Annotated in this window: 21 protein-coding genes and 1 other annotated feature; of the genes, 19 read left to right on the top strand and 2 right to left on the bottom strand. The window is 39.9% G+C overall.

The window, feature by feature from the left end:
• Positions 1–129 precede the first annotated feature (129 nt).
• A complete protein-coding gene (locus EO111_RS01315) occupies positions 130–1,701 on the top strand; it encodes a methyltransferase regulatory domain-containing protein (RefSeq protein ID WP_127010252.1) in 1,572 nt (523 codons plus the stop codon).
• 190 nt (positions 1,702–1,891) lie between these two features.
• Here EO111_RS01315 and EO111_RS01310 read toward each other — a convergent pair whose 3' ends face one another.
• Positions 1,892–3,337, bottom strand: coding sequence for an aminoacyl-histidine dipeptidase (locus EO111_RS01310; protein ID WP_127010251.1), 1,446 nt, complete (start codon positions 3,335–3,337; stop codon positions 1,892–1,894).
• A 167-nt stretch (positions 3,338–3,504) separates the two neighbouring features.
• Between EO111_RS01310 and EO111_RS01305 the strand changes: the two genes are divergently transcribed.
• Complete coding sequence (locus EO111_RS01305; protein ID WP_126940953.1) at positions 3,505–4,482, top strand: asparaginase; 978 nt, start codon at positions 3,505–3,507, stop codon at positions 4,480–4,482.
• 73 nt (positions 4,483–4,555) lie between these two features.
• Here EO111_RS01305 and EO111_RS01300 read toward each other — a convergent pair whose 3' ends face one another.
• A complete protein-coding gene (locus tag EO111_RS01300) occupies positions 4,556–5,290 on the bottom strand; it encodes an adenosylcobinamide amidohydrolase (RefSeq protein ID WP_127010250.1) in 735 nt (244 codons plus the stop codon).
• A gap of 102 nt (positions 5,291–5,392) precedes the next feature.
• On the opposite strand from EO111_RS01300, the gene yfbR reads away from it, so the two are divergent.
• The 17 genes from yfbR (at position 5,393) to alr (ending at position 24,381) form a co-directional block, all read left to right on the top strand.
• Positions 5,393–5,986 (top strand): 5'-deoxynucleotidase, encoded by a 594-nt coding sequence (yfbR, locus tag EO111_RS01295; protein ID WP_127010249.1) that lies wholly within the window; start codon positions 5,393–5,395, stop codon positions 5,984–5,986.
• 198 nt (positions 5,987–6,184) lie between these two features.
• Positions 6,185–6,395: a binding site (T-box leader), on the top strand.
• 123 nt (positions 6,396–6,518) lie between these two features.
• Positions 6,519–9,179, top strand: a complete 2,661-nt coding sequence (locus EO111_RS01290; protein WP_009352961.1) for a valine--tRNA ligase — start codon at positions 6,519–6,521, stop codon at positions 9,177–9,179.
• Between the two features lie 11 nt (positions 9,180–9,190).
• Entirely contained in the window at positions 9,191–10,483 is a 1,293-nt protein-coding gene (locus EO111_RS01285) for a folylpolyglutamate synthase/dihydrofolate synthase family protein (RefSeq protein ID WP_127010248.1), read from the top strand.
• Positions 10,456–11,682 carry an O-antigen ligase gene (locus EO111_RS01280; RefSeq protein ID WP_127010247.1) on the top strand — a complete coding sequence of 409 codons (1,227 nt, stop codon included), beginning with the start codon at positions 10,456–10,458 and terminating at the stop codon, positions 11,680–11,682. Before EO111_RS01285 ends, EO111_RS01280 begins: the two co-directional genes overlap by 28 nt.
• A gap of 665 nt (positions 11,683–12,347) precedes the next feature.
• The gene (locus EO111_RS01275) at positions 12,348–13,856 is read left to right on the top strand and encodes an acetyl-CoA hydrolase/transferase family protein (protein ID WP_009352985.1); all 1,509 of its coding nucleotides are present in this window, start codon (positions 12,348–12,350) and stop codon (positions 13,854–13,856) included.
• Positions 13,857–13,877: 21 nt separating this feature from the next.
• Complete coding sequence (locus EO111_RS01270) at positions 13,878–15,524, top strand: methylmalonyl-CoA mutase (RefSeq protein WP_126941051.1); 1,647 nt, start codon at positions 13,878–13,880, stop codon at positions 15,522–15,524.
• Between the two features lie 30 nt (positions 15,525–15,554).
• Positions 15,555–15,950 carry a cobalamin B12-binding domain-containing protein gene (locus EO111_RS01265; protein WP_009352817.1) on the top strand — a complete coding sequence of 132 codons (396 nt, stop codon included), beginning with the start codon at positions 15,555–15,557 and terminating at the stop codon, positions 15,948–15,950.
• A 68-nt stretch (positions 15,951–16,018) separates the two neighbouring features.
• Entirely contained in the window at positions 16,019–16,960 is a 942-nt protein-coding gene (meaB, locus tag EO111_RS01260; protein WP_062401068.1) for a methylmalonyl Co-A mutase-associated GTPase MeaB, read from the top strand.
• A gap of 101 nt (positions 16,961–17,061) precedes the next feature.
• Complete coding sequence (mce, locus tag EO111_RS01255; protein WP_009352819.1) at positions 17,062–17,484, top strand: methylmalonyl-CoA epimerase; 423 nt, start codon at positions 17,062–17,064, stop codon at positions 17,482–17,484.
• A gap of 36 nt (positions 17,485–17,520) precedes the next feature.
• Positions 17,521–19,050 (top strand): carboxyl transferase domain-containing protein, encoded by a 1,530-nt coding sequence (locus tag EO111_RS01250; protein WP_062401066.1) that lies wholly within the window; start codon positions 17,521–17,523, stop codon positions 19,048–19,050.
• 80 nt (positions 19,051–19,130) lie between these two features.
• Positions 19,131–19,457 (top strand): OadG family protein, encoded by a 327-nt coding sequence (locus EO111_RS01245; protein ID WP_062401065.1) that lies wholly within the window; start codon positions 19,131–19,133, stop codon positions 19,455–19,457.
• 16 nt (positions 19,458–19,473) lie between these two features.
• Complete coding sequence (locus tag EO111_RS08260) at positions 19,474–19,638, top strand: hypothetical protein (RefSeq protein ID WP_009352831.1); 165 nt, start codon at positions 19,474–19,476, stop codon at positions 19,636–19,638.
• A 59-nt stretch (positions 19,639–19,697) separates the two neighbouring features.
• The gene (locus EO111_RS01240; protein WP_009352906.1) at positions 19,698–20,081 is read left to right on the top strand and encodes a biotin/lipoyl-containing protein; all 384 of its coding nucleotides are present in this window, start codon (positions 19,698–19,700) and stop codon (positions 20,079–20,081) included.
• A 56-nt stretch (positions 20,082–20,137) separates the two neighbouring features.
• The gene (locus EO111_RS01235; RefSeq protein ID WP_009352994.1) at positions 20,138–21,253 is read left to right on the top strand and encodes a sodium ion-translocating decarboxylase subunit beta; all 1,116 of its coding nucleotides are present in this window, start codon (positions 20,138–20,140) and stop codon (positions 21,251–21,253) included.
• A gap of 143 nt (positions 21,254–21,396) precedes the next feature.
• Positions 21,397–21,660, top strand: coding sequence for a hypothetical protein (locus EO111_RS01230; protein WP_009352887.1), 264 nt, complete (start codon positions 21,397–21,399; stop codon positions 21,658–21,660).
• 51 nt (positions 21,661–21,711) lie between these two features.
• Positions 21,712–23,007 carry an SLC13 family permease gene (locus EO111_RS01225; RefSeq protein ID WP_009352963.1) on the top strand — a complete coding sequence of 432 codons (1,296 nt, stop codon included), beginning with the start codon at positions 21,712–21,714 and terminating at the stop codon, positions 23,005–23,007.
• Between the two features lie 264 nt (positions 23,008–23,271).
• Positions 23,272–24,381 (top strand): alanine racemase, encoded by a 1,110-nt coding sequence (alr, locus tag EO111_RS01220; protein ID WP_009352878.1) that lies wholly within the window; start codon positions 23,272–23,274, stop codon positions 24,379–24,381.
• The last annotated feature ends 103 nt before the right edge of the window (positions 24,382–24,484 follow it).

Below are 24,484 nucleotides of genomic sequence, written 5' to 3'. Positions count from 1 at the left end.
AAGTCCATAGAATATTCGCAAAAATTAGGATACTTTGCTATAATTAAATTGATTTCATTGAATATAAGAAATGTTATGACCTTATAGATTAGATTGTTCTATGCAGAAAATATAAGAGAGGAATTATAAATGAAGTTAAACCAAAATACATCGATTACAAAAGAAGAAACAGAGGTAATCGAACACTTAAAAAATTCCTATAATGAATTAGTGTATCCATCTAAATCTTTTGGGGTTACCTCCATTAATAGTTTAGAAGCAAAGGCAAAATTGTGGGGGTTAAATCCAGTTCCAGCTAAAGAGGCTCGCGTGTTAGAACTAGGTTGTTCTATGGGTGGGAATATCATTGGACAGGCTGTGTATCACCAAGGGGCTACTTTTGTAGGGGTTGATCTTAGCGAATCTCAAATTGAAATTGGTAACGAAATCATCAACGCTATGGAGTTAAAAAATGTAAAATTAGTAGAACAAGATATTCTAAAAATTGACAAAGACTTTGGAACCTTTGATTATATTATCGTTCATGGGATTTGGTCTTGGGTGCCAGATGTGGTAAAAGATAAAATTTTAGAAATCTGTAATGTAAACTTGTCCGAACGTGGGGTAGCCTACATTTCTTATAACGTATACCCAGGTTGGCATCGATTGAATCAAGTTCGTGAAATGATGATATTTGCCACACAAAATGATCAAGGTATGGATTTATTAGAACGTACAGAAAAAGGAATTTCCTTTGTACATCATATGAATGAGCTTATTAAAGAGTCTAAAGATCTTGTTCCTACCTTGGAGTGGAAAACAAATAGCTTTGATTCGGCATTGGATCACAAAACCTATTATATTGCTCATGAATATTTAGAACCTATCAATGATCCGGTATATGTGAGTGATTTCATTAAGAGAGCTAAAAACTATAACATGGTATATGTAGCAGATACAGATCTACAATTGTCGGCGATTACTTGGATGAAACAAGAACGTAGGAAATTAATTAATACTATGTCAGGTGGAGATTGGAATACAAAGGAACAAATTCTAGATTTTTATTATGACACACAATTCCGTCGTTCCCTATTATGCCATGAGTCGCAAGCGCATTTACTACGTCATAATGAAGAGTTTTTAATTGAAACTTTAGATTCTTTGTATTTTGGTATGGTTAATAAAGGTAAAGAGTTGAAGGATACTGACAATGCTATAGAGCAAGCCATTGTAAATCAATGCCGAAAAGGAGAATTCTTTAATGTCGCAGATTGTAAAGCAGAACTGGAACGATTGCAGAATGGTGCAGAATACAATGAAATAGAATTATACAGTATGCTCATTCGTTTCTTGTTATGTGGATTCATTGTACCTGTGACGGAGAAAAAAGAAATTACTACATTCCAAGAAGGTATGTCCACAGTGCCAAAAGAGATGGCTAATTATGTACAAACTGTTGTGGATAGAGGCGGTGATAAGTTCATTAATATCTCCGACTTATACAACGACAGTATCACTGGATTTAACTCTGGACATGTGCTGATGATGAAAGAGTTAGAAACACCAAAAACATTAGAAGAACTCTATGTACTGGCAGATGAAAAGTTAAAAGTAAATGAAACAGAATTATCTGGAAAAGTGGTAGAAATAGCTGGTCGTACCGTTGTAGATGGTGTGTTAGATGATTTGGGACGTCTTGGATTCCTGTGTAATAAGTAGATGGATGTATGTATGTCTGCCTAGATGGTAGATGTAGCTTTTCCTATTAAAAAGAGCTGTACTAGCATGTCTATGTGACATGTAAGTACAGCTCTTTTGTTGTGCTAGAGAATATACAAAGGACAGGACATTCATAATGATGTGTATACAACAGGGGGAATCGCGTAGCGATCCCCCCTTGTGTATGGTGTTATTGTAATTTTTCTAATAAGGTTAATAAGAATTTAGATACTGTATCTACTGCTGGCAAGTGTAACCGTTCTTTTGGAGTATGAGCGCCTAAGATAGTAGGACCAAAGCTAATCATTTGTGTATTCGGTAATTGTGCTTTTAATAAGCCACATTCAAGGCCTGCATGCACGGCTGTTACATGAGGTTCTACACCGATTACCTCTTTGTATAGAGCAATCGCTTGTTCTTCTAAACGGCTACCACGTTCGTATTCCCAAGCTGGGTAACGACCTTGCTCGGAAGCCGTGAAGCCATGTGCTTTTGCCAATGTCATGATGCGGTCACGTAGGTAAGCTAGTTGACTCATAGTCAAGCTACGTACGGAGATGAGAATATCTAATTGTGTGTCATTATCTTCGACGATAGCGATATTGTTGCTGGTATCTACTAAGCCCTCCAACTTTTTACTCATACCAAATACACCATGAGGTGCTAAGTATAAGAATTGCAAGAAGGTGTGTGCTTGTGCATCGCTATAGATCGTAGCAGGTGTGTCACAAGGAGTGACTTTCACTTGTAGATTTGGATCTTGTGGAGATAATTCGTGACGAATGATCTCAGCGTTGCCTTGGATATGAGCTTGTAATGCGTCTGCATCAGAAGGTTGGCAAAGAATAGTTGCCTCTGCAAAGCGAGGAATTGCATTATGCTTAGAACCACCTGTAAAATGGCTTAAAGAAATAGGGGATTCTTGTTGTGCTTCCACTAATAAGCGAGCTAGGATTGTCACAGCATTACCAAGTTGTTCACCAATTTCAATGCCGGAGTGACCACCATGGAGTCCATCTACGGAGACTTTCAAAGCAGTTAATCCAGCTGGTGTTGGTACAGCGTTCGTTGGCAAGGTAAGGTCCAAACGACAGCCCCCAGCACAGGCTACAATGAATTCATGTTCTTGTTCTGTATCGATATTGAGCAAATATTGTCCGTGTAGGCGGTCACCTTTCACAGCCATGGCACCATTCATACCTGTTTCTTCATTAGTGGTAAATAGGCATTCTAAAGGTCCATGCGGGATGGTTGGATCATCTAGCACGGCCAGTGCCATCGCCACAGCGATGCCATTATCGGCACCTAGAGTAGTTTCGTTGGCGTGCAACCATTCACCTTCTTCAATCAGCTCGATGGGGTCCTTGGAAAAATCGTGAGTGGATGTGTCAGATTTTTCTGCCACCATATCGATATGACCTTGTAAAATGATAGATGGATGATTTTCATAGCCAGCAGTTGCATTAGCACGAATGATTACATTTAATTCTTCGTCTTGTTCTGCTTCTAAACCTCTATCTTTGGCAAATTGCATTAGAAAATCGCTAATACCCTGCTCATTACCAGATTCACGAGGGATTTGACTGATTTCACGGAACCAGTGTAATACATTAGTTGTATAGTTAGTATGTGTCATAATAAACCCTTTCTTAGGATGGATGAAATATTCAATAAAATAACTATACTCTATTAGCCGTAAGGGGTCAATATAAGAATAAATGATTCTTTTATGATGAAAGTCTATGTCAATGGTGTGCCAAGGAATGCTATAATAAGAATAGTGATTTCAAAGGAGGTTATCACATGAAGGATACAAAGATTATGATTATAGGCACAGGAGGTACCATTGCAGGTACAGGAAATGGGTCTAGTGCATTAACGGAATATAGAGCGGGATCCATAGGCGTGTATGATTTGATACAGGCTGTGCCTGCTTTGAATGAGTATGGTCCTTTTGAAAGTGTGCAATTCTCTAACATAGATAGTTCTGAAATGAGCCCTTATCGGTGGGTACGGTTAGCACTACTTGTGAATGAAGTGGCTGAGCGAGATGATATAGGTGGTATTGTTATTACCCACGGCACAGATACGATGGAAGAAACTGCGTATTTCTTGCAATTGACGGTACATACGAAGAAACCGGTTGTGATGACTGGTTCCATGCGTCCTGCTACAGCACTCAGTGCTGATGGTCCGGTGAATTTGCTGCAAGCAGTGCAAGTGGCGCGCAGTGAAAGTGCTATCCACCAAGGTGTTCTTGTAGTGATGAATGGATATATTGATAGCGCTAGAGAAGTAGCAAAATTACATACCACCGATGTGGCTACCTTTGGAAATACCCAATTAGGCCATATGGGGTGTATACAAAATGGAAAGGCTTATTTTTACTATACTCCATGTCGTAAGCATACAAGTGACAGCGAATTTATTTTGCGTGAAGAAGTGGAATTGCCACAAGTGGGAATTGTGAATCTCTATGGAGGTATGGATACAGAAATACTAACTATGGTAGCAAGTCGATCACAAGGGTTAATTGTGGGTGGTTTTGGGCATGGCACATTGCCACAGGCTGTACGAGATACGCTCAAAAAAATTACCATTCCCAAAGTACGATCATCTCGCATTGGAAATGGTATTGTGTCCAGTAATTCATCAGATGTAAAAGAAGGCTTTATCGTTAGCGATTCCTTGTCACCTGTGAAAGCTAGAATTCTTTTGATGTTGGCTTTACAACAAGAACGAAGTCGAGAAGATTTAGAGAACTTATTTGCACTCTATTAAGGCATCTCTTGTTCTGCTATGCATTCTATAGAGGTCTAGGTTAACGAAATGGTAGCAAATAAGTCCATAAAATTTACAGATCCAAGGTAGCTGTGTTTTCTAATGCTTTTTCTATAGCACTTCGCACGGCTTTAGCTAAGGTGTCACCAAATTGGGAGAAGGTTCCTGTATCTGTCAGGAGCGCTCCATTTGGATCGATGGTCATGATGACGCCATCTGTGGATGTACCAGTGGCAGGCTGATTAGATAGAACGCTAGTGATTCCTATAGATTGAAGTGCCACTGTTTTGGCTTCGGTAATTGTGAGAAGTGATTTTGTAAGTGCTCCATCAGTAAGTGCACAATTAGTAAAGACTAAGAGATTGATGGTGCCTCCAGCGTGAAAAACTCCATCTTTTTCGTAGTATGTGTAGCCATCGCCTGCTCGATGCGCTGTTTTTTCAACACCGGCGGTGGCAATGACTTCTACGATGATAGTTCCTTCTTGGTAACATACATAGGCATGTCGATTCATAGAGGCACTAGTCAATAAGGCTGTACAAAAATGGATGGGTAAGTCTAATTGAACGCACTCTTTTGCTAAATAGTCAGAGGTAGAACCACCAGGTAATTCACTTTCATTATTGACGAAAAAAGTTAATTGCTGATTGCGTACTGCCATGACATGGTGCAGGCCACCGTTGAAAGGGCTCGTGCTGATGGCATAATAGGGCATATCATAGGTCACGGTAATGGCTGAACTATGGATATCCACGTAGCCACCACTACGTAGTGTAGTAGGAACCTTGTATTGATTGTAATTGGGCATATATCCTCCTAGTAAGTAACATGTTATTTTATATAGTTATAGTACCATAAAAAGAACTAGGATAGTATAATAGATTATATAATCATTGAGGAGGAGTCTATCATGGAAGAGAGTCATTTTTTTGCGCTATTGCAGCGTCTGAAATATATTCAACGCTGGAGCTTAATGCGCAATACAGAAGTAGAAAACTTACAAGGCCATAGTTTGGAAACAGCTATGATTGCGCACCAATTAGGCGTGTTACGGAATACCTATTTTGATGGGGCTGTAGATGTGAACCGATTAGCGGTATTGGCTATGTATCACGATGTGAGTGAAGTTTTTACAGGAGATATGCCGACACCGGTAAAATATTTTAATCCTAAGTTGCGTGCCCTCTATGGGGAAGTAGAACAGTTGGCAAATGAAACTTTGTGGCATACATTACCAGAAGAGGTTCAACCGTGCTATGAGGAGGCTTTATTAGGTAGCTCTGATGAATATGCAGTCTTAATTAAAGCAGCAGATACGATGTCAGCATTTATGAAATGCGTCACAGAAAAAGCTGCGGGTAATGATGAATTTAATGCAGCCTATGACAGTATTTATAAACGTTTGCAGGATATGAATTTACCAGAGGTGAATTTATTTTTGAAAGTGTATGTTCCGAGCTTGACGAAGTCTTTAGATGAAATGAATGTGTCTTTTGCAAAGTAAGAGTGTACTTATTACTTTTCATGTATGCAAAGGACATGTTACCTATATGAGTACAACTATAGAGGCTTTAAAGGTGTCTAAAAAGAACCCTGGGATTGTTATTAAGGGGAACCTGTACTATCTCTAGAAAATATAGAGGGTTTATAGTTTGTCATATTGACGTCATTACATACTTTCACGTATACTAATATTATATAGATAATGACTAAGAAGAGGAAAAATCTTTTGAACGCATCACAGAGAGCATTGGGTTGGTGGAACAATGTATGTAATAGAAAGAGGGTAGCCTCGGAGTTGGCATGGTGAACTAAAGTAAGTATGCCCGCTGATCAGCGTTAACGATAATGAGTGATTGCTACGGCAATAATCTAGGTGGTACCGCGGAAGTATAGACCCTTTCGTCCTAATGGACGAAGGGGTCTTTTTGTATATAGAAAGAATATCTATCATTTTTGCGACTTTGCAAGTTTACCATAGAAATATGCTAATTGAAGGGTAGGAATGTAAAGATATATTTGAACTAGGAGGACATATGAAGGAATATAAAAATCTCACAACTTACAATCCAAAAGAGATTGAACAACAATGGTATACATATTGGGAAGAGAAAGGGTACTTTCATGAGGAAGTGGACACAAATAAAGAGCCTTTCAGCATTGTGTTACCGCCACCAAATGTAACAGGTCAATTGCACATGGGTCATGCCCTTGATAACACCTTGCAAGATATTTTGATTCGTACGAAACGTATGCAAGGCTACAACGTGTTGTGGATGCCTGGTACAGACCATGCAGGGATTGCAACGCAAGTAAAAGTAGAAGAAAATATCATGAAAACAGAGGGGAAATCTCGTCATGATTTAGGTCGTGAAGAGTTCTTGAAACGTGTATGGGAGTGGAAACAAGAGTACGGTAGCACCATCGTAAAACAAATCCGTAGTTTAGGTGCTTCTTGTGACTGGACGAGAGAGCGTTTTACCTTGGATGAAGGTTACCATGAAGCAGTATTAAAAGTATTCGTAGAGTTATACGAAAAAGGTTTAATCTATCGTGGAGAACGCATCACTAACTGGTGCCCTAATTGTTTGACAGCTTTATCCGATATCGAAGTAGAACACGAAGATGAAAATGGTCATTTATGGCATATTAAATATCCTGTGATCGGGGAAGAAGATGTATTTTTAACAGTAGCTACCACACGCCCTGAAACGATGTTTGGTGACGTAGCCGTAGCGGTGAACCCTAACGACGAGCGCTATGCCCATTTAGTAGGCAAAGAATTATTGCTTCCATTCGTGAATCGGCATATCCCAATCATTGCTGATGAATACGTAGATCAATCTTTCGGTACTGGTTGCGTAAAAATCACTCCAGCTCATGACCCTAATGACTTTGAAATGGGACAACGCCATAACTTAGAAAGTATCGTGGTGATGAACCCAGATGGCACCATGAATGCAGGAGCAGGTCACTTTGTGAACATGCCTCGTGAATTAGCGCGTAAACAAGTAGTAGCAGAACTTGAGGCTCAAGGTTTATTAGAAAAAGTGGAAGAACATGGGCATAGTGTAGGTCATTGTTCTCGTTGTAACACGACAGTAGAACCTATGGTGTCGAAACAGTGGTTCGTATCTATGGAGCCATTGGCAAAACCTGCCTTAGAAGTGGTACGTGATAAATCTATTGAATTTGTACCAGAACGTTTTACTAAAACATATACCAACTGGTTAGAGTCTATTCGTGATTGGTGTATTTCTCGTCAATTGTGGTGGGGACATCGTATCCCAGCGTGGTACTGTCAAGATTGTGGGGAAACGATTGTAACGACAGAAACATTGACAGAATGTCCACATTGCCATGGCAAAGTAGAACAAGATCCAGACGTACTAGATACATGGTTCAGCTCCGCTTTATGGCCATTTGCCACAATGGGTTGGCCTGACAATACAGAGGAAGTGAAACATTGGTATCCAACTAGCGTCATGGTAACAGGGTATGACATTATCTTCTTCTGGGTAGCTCGTATGATTTTTATGGGCTTAGAATTTAAAGAAGAAATTCCTTTCAAACACGTATTCATTCATGGCCTAGTACGTGATAGCCAAGGTCGCAAAATGAGTAAATCCTTGGGCAATGGTATCAATCCATTAGAAGTGATCGAAGAATACGGTGCCGATGCGTTGCGCTTTACCTTGGTAACAGGCAATACACCGGGGAACGATATGCGTTTTTACATGGAACGTGTGGAAGCAAACCGTAATTTCGCTAATAAAATTTGGAATGCATCCAAATTTGTGTTGATGAACTTAGAAGGCTTTGATGAAAGTTTTGTACCAAGCGCAGAAGACTACACATTGGCAGATAAATGGATTCTAGAAGAATACAATAAAACAGTCACAAACATTACGAATAACCTTGATAAATTTGAATTAGGGGAAGCAGCGAGCGCTGTATACGATTTCATTTGGAATACGTACTGCGACTGGTACATTGAATTAGCGAAACCTCGTTTGTACAACAAAGAAGGTGGCCGTGACCGTCAAACAGCTCAATACCTATTGGTATCCATTCTTCGTCATATGATGGAATTATTGCACCCATTCATGCCATTCGTAACAGAACATATTTGGCAACACTTGCCACATGAAGGGGAGAGCATCATGGTTGCTCCATGGCCAAGTACATTATCCATGGAAGGTTTCGGCTCTGCAGCGGCACATATGAATGTGATGATGGACGGCATTAAAGGTATCCGTAACATGCGTGCAGAAATGAATGTACCAATGGGCAAACGTTCTGAAGTTATCTTAGTGCCTGCTACAGAAGAATTGAAAGGTATCTTAGAAACCCATGGTGATTACTTCCATACCTTAGGTTGGGCAGAAAAAGTAACAGTACTTTCACCAGATGCGCCAAAACCAGAAAACGCTACAGTAACTGTGGTGAACGGCTTAGAAGTGTACTTGTTGTTGAAAGATTTAATTGACGCAGACAAAGAAAAAGAACGTATCGCCAAAGAACAAGCCACAGTATTGAAAGAAATCGCTCGTTTAGAAGGTAAATTGAACAACCAAGGATTCTTAGCGAAAGCCCCTGAAGCGGTAGTGGCGAAAGAAAAAGAAAAATTGGAAGAATACAAACAAAAACAACAAGCCTTGAATGAACGTGAAGAGTTCTTAAAAACATTAGCATAAGGAGATCCATTATGAATTATACGGAAGCGATTGCCTACCTAGAAGAGGTAGCCTCCTTTGGGATTCATCCAGGATTAGAACGGATTACTGCATTATTAGAAGAGCTAGGTAATCCACAACATACATATAAAACTATCCATGTCACAGGAACAAATGGGAAAGGATCTGTTTCTACTTATATTACCTATGGCTTGTATATGAGCGGCCTTCGAGTGGGGACATTTACGTCCCCGCATCTGCAATCCTACACGGAGCGCATGCGTGTGAATACGGCCTGCATTACAGAAGAGGCTTTTGCTGATTTGATTGAACGTGTAAGTCATGCTGTGAAAACTATTATGGATCGCGGTGTGGAAGCACCCACACAATTTGAAATCTTAACAGCAGCGGCATTCCTATTCTTCCAAGAACAAGGTGTGGACTATGCCGTTATCGAAGTAGGCTTAGGTGGATTACTAGACTCTACGAATGTCATCACTCCAGAAGTGGCAGTAATTACAAACGTGACCATTGACCATCAAGCGTACTGTGGAGATACCGTAGAGGAGATTGCTCGCCATAAAGCAGGTATCATCAAACAAGGAGTACCTCTTGTAACAGCAGCTCAAGGGAGCGCTCTTGATGTAATCAAGGAAACGGCTCGTTCTCTAGGCGTGACCTACCATGTGTTTAATGAGGACTTTACCATCGATAGTCGCAGTGCGATGGCGATGGGGCAAATGATTACTGTAAAAGATAAAGAAGGACATAAAGACATGCTCTTTACTTCTATGCATGGTATCCATCAAGCCCTGAATTTAGCGTGTGCAGCAAGGGCATTGCAAATCTTGAAAGACAAAGAACCAGCGGTGAGCGAAGAAACGTACCGTGAAGGCTTAGCTCGTGCTACTTGGCCGGGACGGTTTGAAACCTTCAAAGTTCATGGTAGGACAATCATTTTAGATGGGGCTCATAATGCGAGCGGAGCAGAAGCCTTTTCTATGACTTTCAATGAACTGTATCCAGAAAAAGCAAAAACTGTGGTTTTATCAATTTTGGAAGATAAAGATGTATCCACTATGGTTAGTTATTTAGTGGGACAAAAAGACCGTGTCATTACGGTGCCAGCACCAACACCACGAGGCATTGCACCGCAACAGTTAGCAAAACAAATGCCCGTCCAAGCAGATCCTATGGAGACAATCCAAGAGGGCTTAGACCATGCTATGAAAATAACTAAGGAAGGCGATATCATCGCTGTGGTGGGATCCTTATACATTCTTGGGGACGTGCAACAATGGCTCGCCCAAGAAATGGGGCACTAATGGATGCCCTACGTAGACTATCTGTGGACCAATGGATAGTCTACCTCCTCTATGGAGCCACCGTATGCATTCCTTTAGTACCCATAGGTGGCAATATTCTTGTCCTTGTGGCGGGGATGCTGGCATTGTTGTTTGATAGGCAACGATTTTCTGGGGCCTTACATTGGCTACAATGGGCGGTTCTGGGGTTTATTCTTTGGACGGGATTTTCTATCGTTAATTCCATAAATATACAATGGTCGGCTATGAGCTGGTTCTACCATATAGGTATGTATGGCAGTATCTATTGGTTGATGACATATTATATAGATAATGAATTACGGCAGAAAACGTTTTTGTCCTTATTTTGTATTACTGGAGTTCTCGTGTGCTTAGGTGCGGGATATCAGTATTTTTATATGACTCCGGAACATATTCATGAATGGGTGGATAATGTTCATTTTCCAGGACTCATGCGGCGCATGTATGGGACGTTACAGAACCCTAATTTATTGGGTGAGTATTTATTGTTTGTCCTATCCGTTGGTGGATTAGGAACGATACAGGTATTGAAAGCTAAAGATTGGAAACGCTTTGCTTACATGGCATTAGCAGTCATATGTATGCTACTATGCCTTGTCCTTACTTATTCGAGAGGTATGTGGCTTAGTTTGGCTATTGTTGTATTTGTGGCAGGTATTTGTGTAGAGCGAAGATTATTATATGCTCTTCTAGTAGTGCCGTTAGTGTTATTCTTTTACCATGGGGAAGTATCCAGTCGATTATGGTCGCTCTTTAGTGGGCAAGACACATCGGTCATGCTTCGGTGGGCATTATGGGATAGCACTATGTACATGATAGAAGATTTTCCTATCTTTGGTATTGGTTGGGATGCCTTTTGGATGACCTATCCAGACTATAATTACTTTATCCAAGATCCAACGGTGATTATCTATCATGCCCATAATTTGTATTTGCAAGTGGCTGCAGAAACGGGCCCGATTTCCTTGTGCTTGTTGTTAGCAATTTTATTAGGGCATAGTAGAAATATACAAAAACAAAAGCACCTTGCCATTCCATATCGCTATAGTATGACCTTGATTACCGTAGTTGTTTTGGTAAGCGGTCTCTTTGACCATGCTTTATATAGCCAGCAAGTAGGTATGGTCTTGTGGCAACTATTAGGCTTTTCTATGAGTGTCATACGGAATAAAAAATAATATAAAACTTAAAAAGTATAGAGAAGGTCTTATGACAATCTCTATACTTTTTATATGTGGTAATCATTGTGTTTAGATTGTATATTGTCTATAACAATATTTGCATACATCAATTGTTATAGAAGAGTATGAATATTGAATTAAGAAATATGAAAAATGATACTGTTGTTTTGAAGTTAAAGGAATCATTAATTATATAGCTTTGAGTGGACCAACACAGTAAAGTAAAAAACTATAACTTGGGAAATAACAAAAAAGAATAAAAGCAAATAACTGTTAGTTATGAATAATATAACACGTAGAAATGCATAAACATAAATAGAGTGTATGCATAAGAGTTGGAATATCGAAAAAAGTTGTACTACACCAACATTTATAGATATAGGTAGATAAAGGGTATAACAAAAAGTTATACTCGCATTGGATTTATCTGTTCTGTATGCCTATTATGCATATATTTGCATATATGGTTGACAATAATAAGAAAAATGAGTAGTATTTATGAGAATTAACAAATGTCACACTTTGAGTAGATATTTAATCTTATATTTCTATAACAGTTTTGTAAGTAAGAAATTTCTTTCATAATAGAAATAAAAGAATTGAATGTATAGTGTGATTGTTAGATAGCTGAATAAGTCATTCAAACTAAAGGAGATGGTAGTATGATCGACATTTTAGATCGCGTGCAAGGCGCAGCGTTGCAAGCAAAAATTACTACAGCAGAAGAAGCAGCTAAATTGATTAATCCAGGAGATCATGTAGGTATCAGTGGTTTTACACCATCTGGTTACCCTAAAGCAGTGCCATTGGCTCTAGCAAAACGTATGGAATCAGATCCTTTCCAAATTGATCTTTGGACTGGTGCATCAGTTGGTGATGAAGCAGACGGAGCATTAACTCGTGTAAACGGTATTCGTCGTCGTTTCCCATATCAAACAAATAACGATACTCGTAAAGCTTTAAATAGCCAAAAAATTCGTTATATTGATATGCACCTTAGCCAAATGGCTCAACAAATCCGTTATGGTTTCTTCGGTGACACTGACGTAGCTATCATTGAAGCGGTTTGCATCCGTGAAGATGGTGGTATCGTTCCTAGTACATCCGTTGGTAACTCTCCAACATTTGTTAGCCAAGCTAAAAAAGTTATCGTAGAAGTGAACGTATCTCAACCAATGTCTTTGGTAGGTATGCACGATATCTATGAACCACAAGATCCTCCATACCGTGAGCCATTCCCAATCAAAGCGGCTGGCGATCGTATCGGAACAGATTACATCCCATGTGATCCTGCGAAAATCGTAGCTATCGTTCCATGTGATGTACCTGACACAACTCGTCCACTAGCACCAATCGATGATGATGCAAAAGCGATGAGTCAACATTTGATTAACTTCTTCTTAGAAGAGGTAAAAGCAGGTCGTTTACCTGAAAACTTATTGCCATTACAATCTGGCGTAGGTTCTGTAGCAAATGCTGTTGTGTCTGGCTTGGCTGAAGGTCCTTTCACAAACTTATCTATTTTCACTGAAGTTATCCAAGATGGCATGTTGGATTTAATCGATGCAGGTAAAGTAACAGATTGCTCTGGTACAGCATTGTCCCCATCTCCAGATGGATTGAAACGCTTCTATGACAATATTGAAAAATACAGCAAACATATTCTCTTGCGCCCACAAGAGATTTCCAATAACCCTGGCTTAGCTCGTAGACTTGGTGTTATCACTATGAATACAGCGATTGAATTCGATATCTTCGGTAATGTAAACTCTACTCATATCATGGGTAGCAAAATGATGAATGGTATCGGTGGTTCCGGGGACTTCACTCGAAATGGTTATATCTCCATTTTCTGTACGAACTCTGTAGCAAAAGGCGGAGATATCAGCTCCATCGTTCCTTTTGTATCTCACATTGACCATACAGAACATGATGTACAAGTATTCTGTACAGAACAAGGTATTGCCGATGTTCGTGGTTTGGCTCCAATTGAAAGAGCATACAAAATCATTGAAAACTGTGCTCACCCAGACTACAAACAAGAATTACTTAACTACCTCGAAAGAGCTATTGAAAAGACAAATGGCGCCCATACACCTATCTTATTAGATGAAGCTCTTTCTTGGCATAAACGCTTCACTGAAACAGGAAGCATGAAAAAACAAGGTTAATTTTATAGGAGGATGATGAACATGGCTAATGACAACTTAAAAGCCAAACTTGCTGAATATGATGCAGCGTACGCTAAAAACTGTGAGAAAGTACCTGCTCGTCAAAACTTACCAGAACAACCGGTATACACACCGCTTGATTTAGAAGGTTTTGATTATGAACGTGATCTTGGATTCCCAGGATTCTATCCTTATACTCGTGGTGTGCAACCTACTATGTACCGTGGCCGTTTCTGGACAATGCGTATGTATGCTGGTTTCGCAACTGCTGAAGAGTCCAACAAACGTTACCGTTACTTAATCGAGTCCGGTGCAACAGGTCTTTCTTGCGCATTCGACTTACCAACACAAATCGGTTATGACTCTGACGACGCTATGGCTGAAGGCGAAGTTGGTAAAGTAGGTGTTGCGATTGACTCCTTAAAAGATATGGAAATCTTGTTCCAAGGTATCGACTTAGGTAAAGTTTCCACTTCTATGACAATCAACGCTCCTGCATCTGTACTTCTTGCTATGTACATTGCAGTTGCTGAAAAACAAGGTGTACCTTCCACTGAACTTCGCGGTACAATTCAAAATGATATTTTGAAAGAGTACGCAGCTCGCGGAACTTACATCTTCCCTCCAAAACCATCCATGCGTTTGATCACTAATATTTTCGAATATTGCTCTCAATATGTGCCAAAATGGAATACTATCTCCATCTCCGGTTACCATATTCGTGAAGCTGGTTCCACTGCTGCGCAAGAAATCGCTTTCACAATTGCTGATGGTATTGCATACATCGAAGCAGCTCTTAAAGCTGGCTTGGAAGTTGACGATTTTGCAGGTCGTTTATCCTTCTTCTGGAACGCACACAACAACGTATTAGAAGAAGTTGCGAAATTCCGTGCATCCCGTCGTCTATGGGCACATATCTTGAAAGAACGTTTTGGTGCTAAAAAACCTAAATCTATGATGTTACGTGTACATACTCAAACAGCAGGTTCTATGTTGACTGCACAACAAGTTGACAACAATATCGTTCGTGTTGCTCTTCAAACTGCAGCTGCTGTAATGGGTGGTACTCAATCCTTACATACTAACTCTCGTGACGAAGCATTGGCTCTTCCAACTGAAGCATCTGTACAAATCGCTCTTCGTACTCAACAAATCGTTGCTTACGAATCCGGTTTAGCTGACGTAGTTGACCCATTGGGTGGTTCTTACTATGTAGAAGCTATGACTAATGCTATCTATGAAGAAGCTAAAGCATACATCCAAAAAATCGATGAAATGGGTGGCGCTGTTGAAGCTATCGAAAAAGGTTACATCCAAAAAGAAATCCAAGAGTCTGCTTATAAATGGCAAATGGAAGTGGAATCTGGCCTTCGTACAATCGTAGGTGTTAACAAATTCCAAGTTGAGGAAAAACCAGTTGAAGGTCTTCTTCGCATCGATGCTTCTGTAGGTATCAACCAATCCAAGAAAACACAACAAGTTCGTGCAGACCGTGATCAAGCAGCAGTTGATGCAGCATTAGCAGCATTAAAAGCTGGTGCAGAAGATGAATCTGTAAACTTGATGCCATTAATCTTGGCTGCCGTTAAAACATATGCTACATTAGGTGAAATTTGTAACGTATTGCGCGGCGTATTCGGTGAATACCAAGCTCATTCCACACTATAATTAATCGAACCTATTTGGAGGTATAACATCATGGCAGAAAAACGTATCAGAGTAATCGTAGCAAAACCAGGTCTTGATGGTCATGACCGTGGTGCAAAAGTAGTAGCACGCGCACTTCGCGATGCTGGTTTCGAAGTTATCTACACAGGTCTTCGTCAAACTCCAGAACAAATCGTTGAAGCTGCTCTTTCTGAAGACGTTAACGTAGTTGCGTTATCTCTTCTTTCTGGCGCGCACAACACATTGTTCCCTAAAATCGTTGAAATGCTTAAAGAAAAAGGCATGGGCGATGTATTAGTAGTTGGTGGTGGTGTTATTCCTGACGCTGATATCCCTGGTTTAAAAGAAGCTGGCGTATCCGCAGTATTCACACCAGGTACTCCAACAGCTGATGTAATTGAATTCATCAAAGCTAACGTAAAATAATATACTTGAGCTAGGCTCGGGCATGTATGTTCGAGCCTAGACGTATATATAATTGGGACGGTGACAAAATGGATTTAATCAAAGAACTATTAGAAGGTTCTCGTCTTGCATTGGCTCGGTCCATAACGGCTGTAGAAAATGAATACGATAATGCGATCGACATTATGAAATCTATCTATCCACGTACTGGTAAGGCTCGTATCTTGGGTATCACAGGTGCTCCAGGAGCTGGTAAAAGTACATTGACAGATAAAGTGGTTAAGCATTATCTAGAACAAGGTAAGAGAATCGGCATCGTTGCTGTTGACCCGACCAGTCCATTCTCAGGCGGCGCTATTTTAGGTGACCGTATTCGGATGAATGATTTGACATTAAATGAAAATGTATTTATCCGTAGTATGGGTACACGTGGTAGCCTAGGTGGATTATCTAAAAAAACAGCAGATGTTGTTAAATTAATGGATGCATTTGGCATGGATCTTGTTATCATAGAAACCGTAGGTGTTGGACAATCCGAAGTAGATATCGTTAAAAATGCAGATACTACATTGGTTGTATTGGTACCAGGTTTAGGTGATGATATCCAAGCAATCAAAGCGGGTATTTTAGAGATTGGCGATGTATTCGCTATCAATAAAGCAGATCGCGATGGCTGTGATAAGCTTAATGTTGAAATTGAAATGATGCTAGATTTAGATTCTCGTGAACTTGATTGGAGACCACCAATTAAGAGAACTATCGCTAGTAAAGATGAAGGTGTTGATGAATTAGTGGAAGCACTAGATGAACACTTTGAATATCTTGAAGATAGTGGAGAATTAGCAGCTCGCCGTGCAGAACGTACGCATGATGAACTAGTAGCGATGATCAATGAGCAAATTATGCGTTATGTTCATGAACATGTGGTTGAAAGCGACGCTTTCAAACAAGATGTAGCAGCTGTTAATAATAGAACTAATGACCCTTATAGTGTTGTTAACTCGGTATTAGAAAAGTCCTTAAAAAGATAATAAAAAGAATGATAAAAATCTAATATCGTGGTATCATATAAGTAATCGAAAGATGACAAAAATCACTTTCGAGTTGCAGCTCATTTGAAAGGAGAGTTATTATGGCATTCAAAGTATTACAAGTAGACCACATCGGTATCGGTGTATCTGACTTGGCAGCAACAAAAGAGTTTTATAAAAACGCACTTGGTATGGAACATCTACCAGAAGATGAAGTAGTTGAAGAGCAAAAAGTAAAAGTAAGCTTCTTCCCTTGCGGTGATGCTGAACTTGAGTTCTTAGAATCTACAACTCCAGATGGCCCTATCGGTCGTTTCATCGAAAAAAATGGTGGCCGTAATGGTATCCAACACGTAGCACTTCGCGTTGATGACATCAAAGCAGCGATTGCTGACTTAAAAGCAAAAGGTGTTCAATTAATCGACGAAGAACCTCGCTATGGTGCTGGTGGATCTGCAATTGCATTCCTTCATCCAAAAGCTACTGGCGGTGTTTTATTAGAACTTTGCCAACGTATGAAATAATAAACTATATCCGTAATTATTCTATGGAGGTGTAAAATGGCAACGGTTCAGGAAAAAATTGAATTATTGCACAAAAAGCTGTCCACTGTTAAACAAGGTGGCGGTGAAAAACGCGTAGAAAAACAACATGCGAGCGGTAAATATACAGCTCGTGAACGTATTGAAAAATTATTCGACGAAAATAGCTTTGTTGAATTAGATCAATTCGTTAAACATCGTTGTGTGAACTTCGGTCAAGAGAAAAAAGAATTACCAGGTGAAGGCGTAGTGACTGGTTACGGTACTATCGACGGACGTTTGGTATTTGCTTTTGCTCAAGATTTTACAGTAGAAGGTGGTTCCCTTGGGGAAATGCATGCTGCTAAAATCGTTAAAGCACAACGTATGGCAATGAAAATGGGCGCTCCTATTATCGGCATCAATGACTCCGGTGGAGCTCGTATTCAAGAAGCAGTAGACGCATTAGCTGGCTACGGTAAAATCTTCTTCGAAAACACTAACGCTTCTGGCGTTATCCCACAAATTTCCGTTATCATGGGACCATGTGCAGGTGGTGCAGTATACTCTCCAGCATTAACTGACTTCATTTACATGGTTAAACATACATCTCAAATGTTCATCACTGGTCCAGCAGTTATCAAATCTGTAACAGCAGAAGAAGTAACAGCAGAAGACCTTGGTGGTGCAATGGCTCATAACAGTGTATCTGGTGTAGCTCACTTTGCAACAGAAAACGAAGATGATTGCTTAGCACAAATTCGTTACTTGTTGAGCTTCTTACCAAGCAACAATATGGAAGATACTCCATTAGTTGACACTGGTGATGACCCAGCTCGTGAAGATGAAGGTTTAAATACTTTACTTCCAGATAATCCAAATATGCCTTACGACATGTTTGATGTGATTCGTGCAACAGTAGATAATGGTGAATACTATGAAGTTCAACCACACTACGCACAAAATATCATTACATGTTTCGCACGTTTTGCTGGACAAAGCGTAGGTATCATTGCTAACCAACCACGCGTAATGGCAGGTTGCTTAGATATCAATGCATCTGACAAATCTTCCCGCTTTATCCGTTTCTGCGATGCTTTCAATATCCCTGTTGTAAACTTCGTTGACGTACCGGGCTTCCTACCGGGCACAAACCAAGAATGGGGCGGTATCATTCGTCACGGTGCGAAAATGTTATATGCTTACTCTGAAGCAACAGTACCTAAAATTACTGTTATCACTCGTAAAGCATATGGTGGATCTTACCTTGCAATGTGTTCCCAAGATTTGGGTGCAGACCAAGTGTATGCATGGCCTACATCTGAAATTGCTGTAATGGGACCTGCTGGTGCAGCGAACATCATTTTCAAACGCGATGAAGATAAAGATGAAAAAACAGCTAAATACGTAGAAGAGTTTGCAACTCCATACAAAGCTGCTGAACGTGGATTCGTTGACGTGGTAATTGAACCTAAACATACTCGACCTGCTATCATCAATGCATTAGCAATGTTGGCAAGTAAACGCGAAACCCGTGCTCCGAAAAAACACGGTAATATCCCTCTATAAACTATTTCCTAGAGGCATACTACACACTTTGCTTCTTGCATGATTCTACTATCATGGTTCTCTATTAATGAGGTGAAAGTATGACAGATAATCCGTGGCTAATTATGGCCATCAATATGACAATTGTATTCGCCGTTCTAATTTTGTTAGGCGTGCTTATGCATATTATTTATCTAGTAGATCCTACAAAAAAAAAGTCAACTAAGGCTGAGGTAGCAGAGGTACCATCAGCCACAGCTCCTAGTGTGGCAAGTACCACAACAAAACATGATGAAGTGGTTGCAGCCATTGTGGCAGCAGTATGTGCGATGGGATATTCCAAATCACAAATTGCTTCCGTAAGACCGATTGTGAGCACAGGTTGGAAATTGGACGGTAGACTGCTAGGTAGGAATGTAACCAGATAGTTTGGAGGAGAACTTAATGAATAAGACTACCAACGCACAAGCTGCAAACAAAGAAACAGAAGTTGTAGCAGCTATTGTCAGTGCTATCGTTGCTATGGGCTATTCGCAAAATCAAATTGCATCCATTCGCCCAGTAGTGTCTAATTCTTGGCGACTAGCTAGTCGTTTACAGGCCCTATAAGCTAATCTAAGCTTATGAAAAAGTTTCATTACAAATAGGTAATTCAGGAGGAAGTTATAATGAAAAAGTTCAATGTTACAGTAAACGGTACAGTTTATGAAGTAGAAGTTAATGAAGTTGGCGGCGCAGCTCCAGTAGCAGCAGCTCCTAAAGCAGCAGCTCCAGCTCCTAAAGCAGCTCCAGCAGCAGCTCCAGCTCCAGCAGCGGCAGCGGCTCCAGTTCCAGCAGGCGCAGAAACAGTAAAATGCCCAATGCCAGGTAAAATCTTATCCGTAGCAGTTACAGCTGGTCAAGCAGTTAAAAAAGGCGATCTTCTTTGCATCTTAGAAGCTATGAAAATGCAAAACGAAATCTATGCTCCACATGATGCAACAGTAGCTGAAGTTCGCGTAGCAGCTAACCAAACTGTAGCAACTGGCGACGCTTTAGTTGTTTTAGGCTAATCATAACTTTATACTGCTTAAACTAAACCCTTCTATTTCTTAAGGAGGAACTCCATATGGACGCTTTTCTTGTTGCACTCAACTCTGTTTGGGTGGATAGTGGTTTTATTAGTTTCACAATGGGTCATGGTATCATGATCCTTGTAGGAATTATCTTATTGTATTTAGCTTTTGCGAAAGGCTTTGAACCTCTATTGTTGAGTCCAATCGCATTTGGATGTATTTTGGCTAATATTCCTAATAATGGTTTCCATGAAGGTGTTATGAACCTCATTGGATTAGGGATTAAATACGAAATTTTTCCACCTCTTATCTTCCTAGGGGTAGGTGCTATGACTGACTTCGGTCCACTCATTGCAAATCCTAAAACATTATTATTAGGCGCAGCAGCTCAAATCGGCGTATTCGTGGCTCTTGGTGGAGCGATGATGGTTGGATTTACTGCGAAACAAGCAGCAGCTATCGGTATCATTGGTGGTGCTGACGGTCCTACATCCATTTACTTAGCTTCAAAATTAGCTCCTGAGTTATTAGGTGCTATCGCAGTAGCGGCATATTCCTATATGTCTCTTGTACCATTGATTCAACCTCCGGTTATGAAGTTATTTACAACTCAAAAAGACCGTGAAATCGTAATGGAACAATTGCGTGAAGTAACTCGTTTTGAAAAAGTTGTTTTCCCAGTAGTAGCGACAATTTCCATTTCCTTGTTGTTACCACCGATCACTTCTTTATTAGGCATGTTGATGCTTGGTAATTTATTCCGTGAATCTGGTGTAACAGCTCGTTTGGCAGATACTTCTGAAAACGCTTTAATTAACACAGTAACAATCTTCTTAGCTACTGGTACAGGTCTTACAATGACAGCAGACAGTTTCTTAAATTTAGAAACCATTAAAATTATCGTATTAGGTTTAGTTGCCTTCATCGGTGGTACCGCTGGTGGTGTTATTTTCGGTAAATTAATGTGCTGGGCAGACGGTGGTAAAACAAACCCATTGATCGGTTCTGCTGGTGTATCTGCGGTGCCAATGGCAGCCCGCGTATCGCAAGTAGTGGGTTCACAGGCAAACCCTTCGAACTTCCTATTAATGCATGCGATGGGGCCAAATGTAGCAGGTGTTATCGGTACAGCTGTAGCAGCTGGTACAATGCTTGCTATGATGAAATAATTTGTAACAGTGTCTAGGCAATCCGCCTAAAAGGGTTGCCTAGGCTATTACAGATACTTTTATGATGAACTATATAGTTTGTCTTAAAGCGCTTTAGAAATACTCAGACTTTTTTCACTTTTATTATGTATGAGGTGACGCCTATGATATTATCAGACGAAGGAAAGGTTTTTGCTTGTATTTGTATTGCGCTTTTTATTTTTATCATCACCGCACTCCTATTAGGTGAAGAGCGAAAATCTAAATGGTTTCAAAAACGAAAAACATATAGCTTTTTTCTCCGCCGTGGCCTACTTGGAGAGTGGCTACATTTTGGATACCCTTGTACAGCAGAAGGGTATGGAGTAGCGGCGATTATGTTATTTCTTATTGGCCTATCTTCCTATATTATATACGCTTTTTTTTAAAGCGTTTTGCGGCTAATAAGGAATGTATCCCTTAGGGAGGAGTTGATTCTTATGGATCCGGCTGTACAAACCTTAATTGTCCTTGGTGTAATGGCGTTATTATTTGTAACAGAAATTATTCCACTTGCAATTACGTCTATCGGTGGTGCTATGGCACTTGGTTTATTAGGTGTAATTCCAATGAAACAAGTGTTTAGTGGTTTATCTGATAGTACAGTAGTTTTATTTGCAGGTATGTTTATTATTGGTGCTGCATTATTCCATACTGGTTTAGCACAAAAAATTGGTATTTCCGTTGTTAATAAAGCAGGTAAAAGTGAAAATGGTCTTATGATTGCTTTGATGCTTGTAACAGCAGGTATGTCCTCTGTGCTTTCTAACACAGGTACGGCAGCAGCGTTATTGCCAGTAGTTATTGGTATTTGTGCATCTGCTAAAATTCCAGCGTCCCGTCAATTGATGCCTATGGCATTTGCTGCAGGGATTGGTGGTATCATCACTTTAGTGGGTACACCTCCTAATATCATCATCAATGGTGCATTAGGCCAAGCTAAACTACCTCAATTTGGTTTCTTTGAATTCGCATGGATTGGTATTCCTTTAACAGTTGCATTTATGATCTACATGGTAACAATTGGTAAACTTTTTTTACCTAAACATGATGGTAATGCAGATGCTGAAGTAGAACAAGAAGTAGATGCTAGTGAAATTTCTAATGATCCTAAAAAAATGTGGTACTCTGGTATTATCTTATTAGGTGTTGTATTATTCATGGCATTGTCTGATCCATTGAAAAGCATTGGTATTAACGTTCCTCTTCATGTAGCCGCTATCGTAGGTGCTATTTTAGCCGTATTAGCTGGTTGCTTGAAAGAAAAACAAGCATATCAATCGATAGATTGGGTAACTATTTTCCTATTTGCTGGCATGATGCCAGTAGCAGCCGCGATGAATGATTCTGGGGCTGGTAAAATGATTGCCAATGCAGTAGTAGGTATCATGGGTGATAACCCAAGTCCTTACTTTGCAACAGCTGTATTATTTATCTTATCTTGCGTATTAACACAATTTATGTCCAATACAGCATCTTGCGCATTGTTAGCACCAATTGGTATCTCCATTGCTCAAGCGATGGGCGCAAGCCCTCATGCAGTACTTATGGCGATTGGCGTTGCCGCATCTTGCGCATTCGCTACACCAGTAGGTACACCACCTAATACAATCGTATTAACACCTGGTAATTACAAATTTATGGACTATGTGAAAGCAGGTACTCCATTAATCCTGGTTTGCTTCATCGTAAGTCTTATCGTGATTCCAATGGTATGGCCTTTCAATATGCCATAATGTAACATACTTTGCTTAGGTATAATGCATAATTAAATAGGTAATAGATAAGGACTGACGCAGAATCTTGTTTGTAAGATTTTGTAGTCAGTCCTTTTTATGAAAGGTATTAAAAGAAATAATCTAAAAGGATTGCATATACTTTTATAGCATGGTACATTAGTAATGCAAATAATCATTTAGAATAGTTAGGAGCTATTATAATAGTTTAATAAATAGAAGTTAATACTAGGTTTTATATACTAATAATAAGAAGGTGAATGTGTGAGACCTACATATGTAGAAATTGATACAGCACAAATACGAAGTAATTTACGGAAAATTAAAGATTGTTTACCAGAATGGTGCACGAGTACTGCAGTGGTGAAAGCAAATGCTTATGGACATGGTAGTGTTATGGTAGGACGTATTGCCGTAGAGGAAGGGTATGAGTCGCTAGCCGTAGCTTTTCCAGAAGAGGCGATTCCTTTGCGTGAGGCAGGTATAACGGTACCTATTTATCTATTAGGTCTGACGCTGCCCCAATCCTTTGATTTAGTGATAGAAGGGCATTCTAGACCTGCTATTTGTGAATCTACTGATTTAGAGGCGTTGAATGAATGTGCTCGTCGACATGAAACAATTGTAGAGTGCGCTATTGCTGTAGATACAGGCATGCATCGTATCGGTAGTAAGCCAGATGATGTATTAGCATTTTTAGAAACTGTAGAATCTTATGAATATTTGCGAGTAGATGGATTTTTTACACACCTAGCCAATGGCGATGCTGCGGATCAAACTCATGCCAATCAACAAGTACAACAATTTCGAGATGTGGTGGAGTTAATTCGTGCCAATCGTACTGAGGATTATCGCTTTTCTTTAGCCAATAGTGCTGGATTGTTGGCAGTAAGAGATAGTTTATTTAACGATGCTCGACCAGGTATTATTCAATATGGCATTATGCCTTCCATGGATGTGCCTAATCGATTGGGATTGAAACCAGCTTTGAGTTTATATAGTAAGGTAGTACATGTACAACATTTACCCAAAGGGTCATCTATCGGTTATGGAAGTACCTATACAACGATGGCTGAGGAAACGATCGCTACTATACCTGTGGGTTATGCCGATGGATATCCTAGAGCGTTGTCTAATAAAGGCTCTGTGCTTATCCATGGTACACGCTGTCCTATAGTAGGGCGTATCTGTATGGACCAATTTATGGTGAAAGTACCAAGTCATATTACCGTAGCTCCAGGAGACGCTGTTGTGCTATTAGGACAACAAGGACAAGAGAGTATTACAGCGCTTGAATTGGCTTATTTGGTTGGGACCATTCCTTATGAAATATTCTGTAATTTCTCAGAACGGGTGCCAAGACATTATATTTAGAGGCTATCTTGTTACACCCCCTTTTACTAGAGATATGTTGTTACACTCTCCTTTGAGCAATATAACTATAAATGTAACTACAATGATAAGATTAAGATGAATA

Source organism: Veillonella sp. CHU594, assembly GCF_003992265.1.
Classification (GTDB): Bacteria; Bacillota; Negativicutes; order Veillonellales; family Veillonellaceae; genus F0422.
The sequence above is the reverse complement of the archived record's forward strand: the minus strand, read 5'-3'. Positions and strand labels throughout refer to the sequence as shown.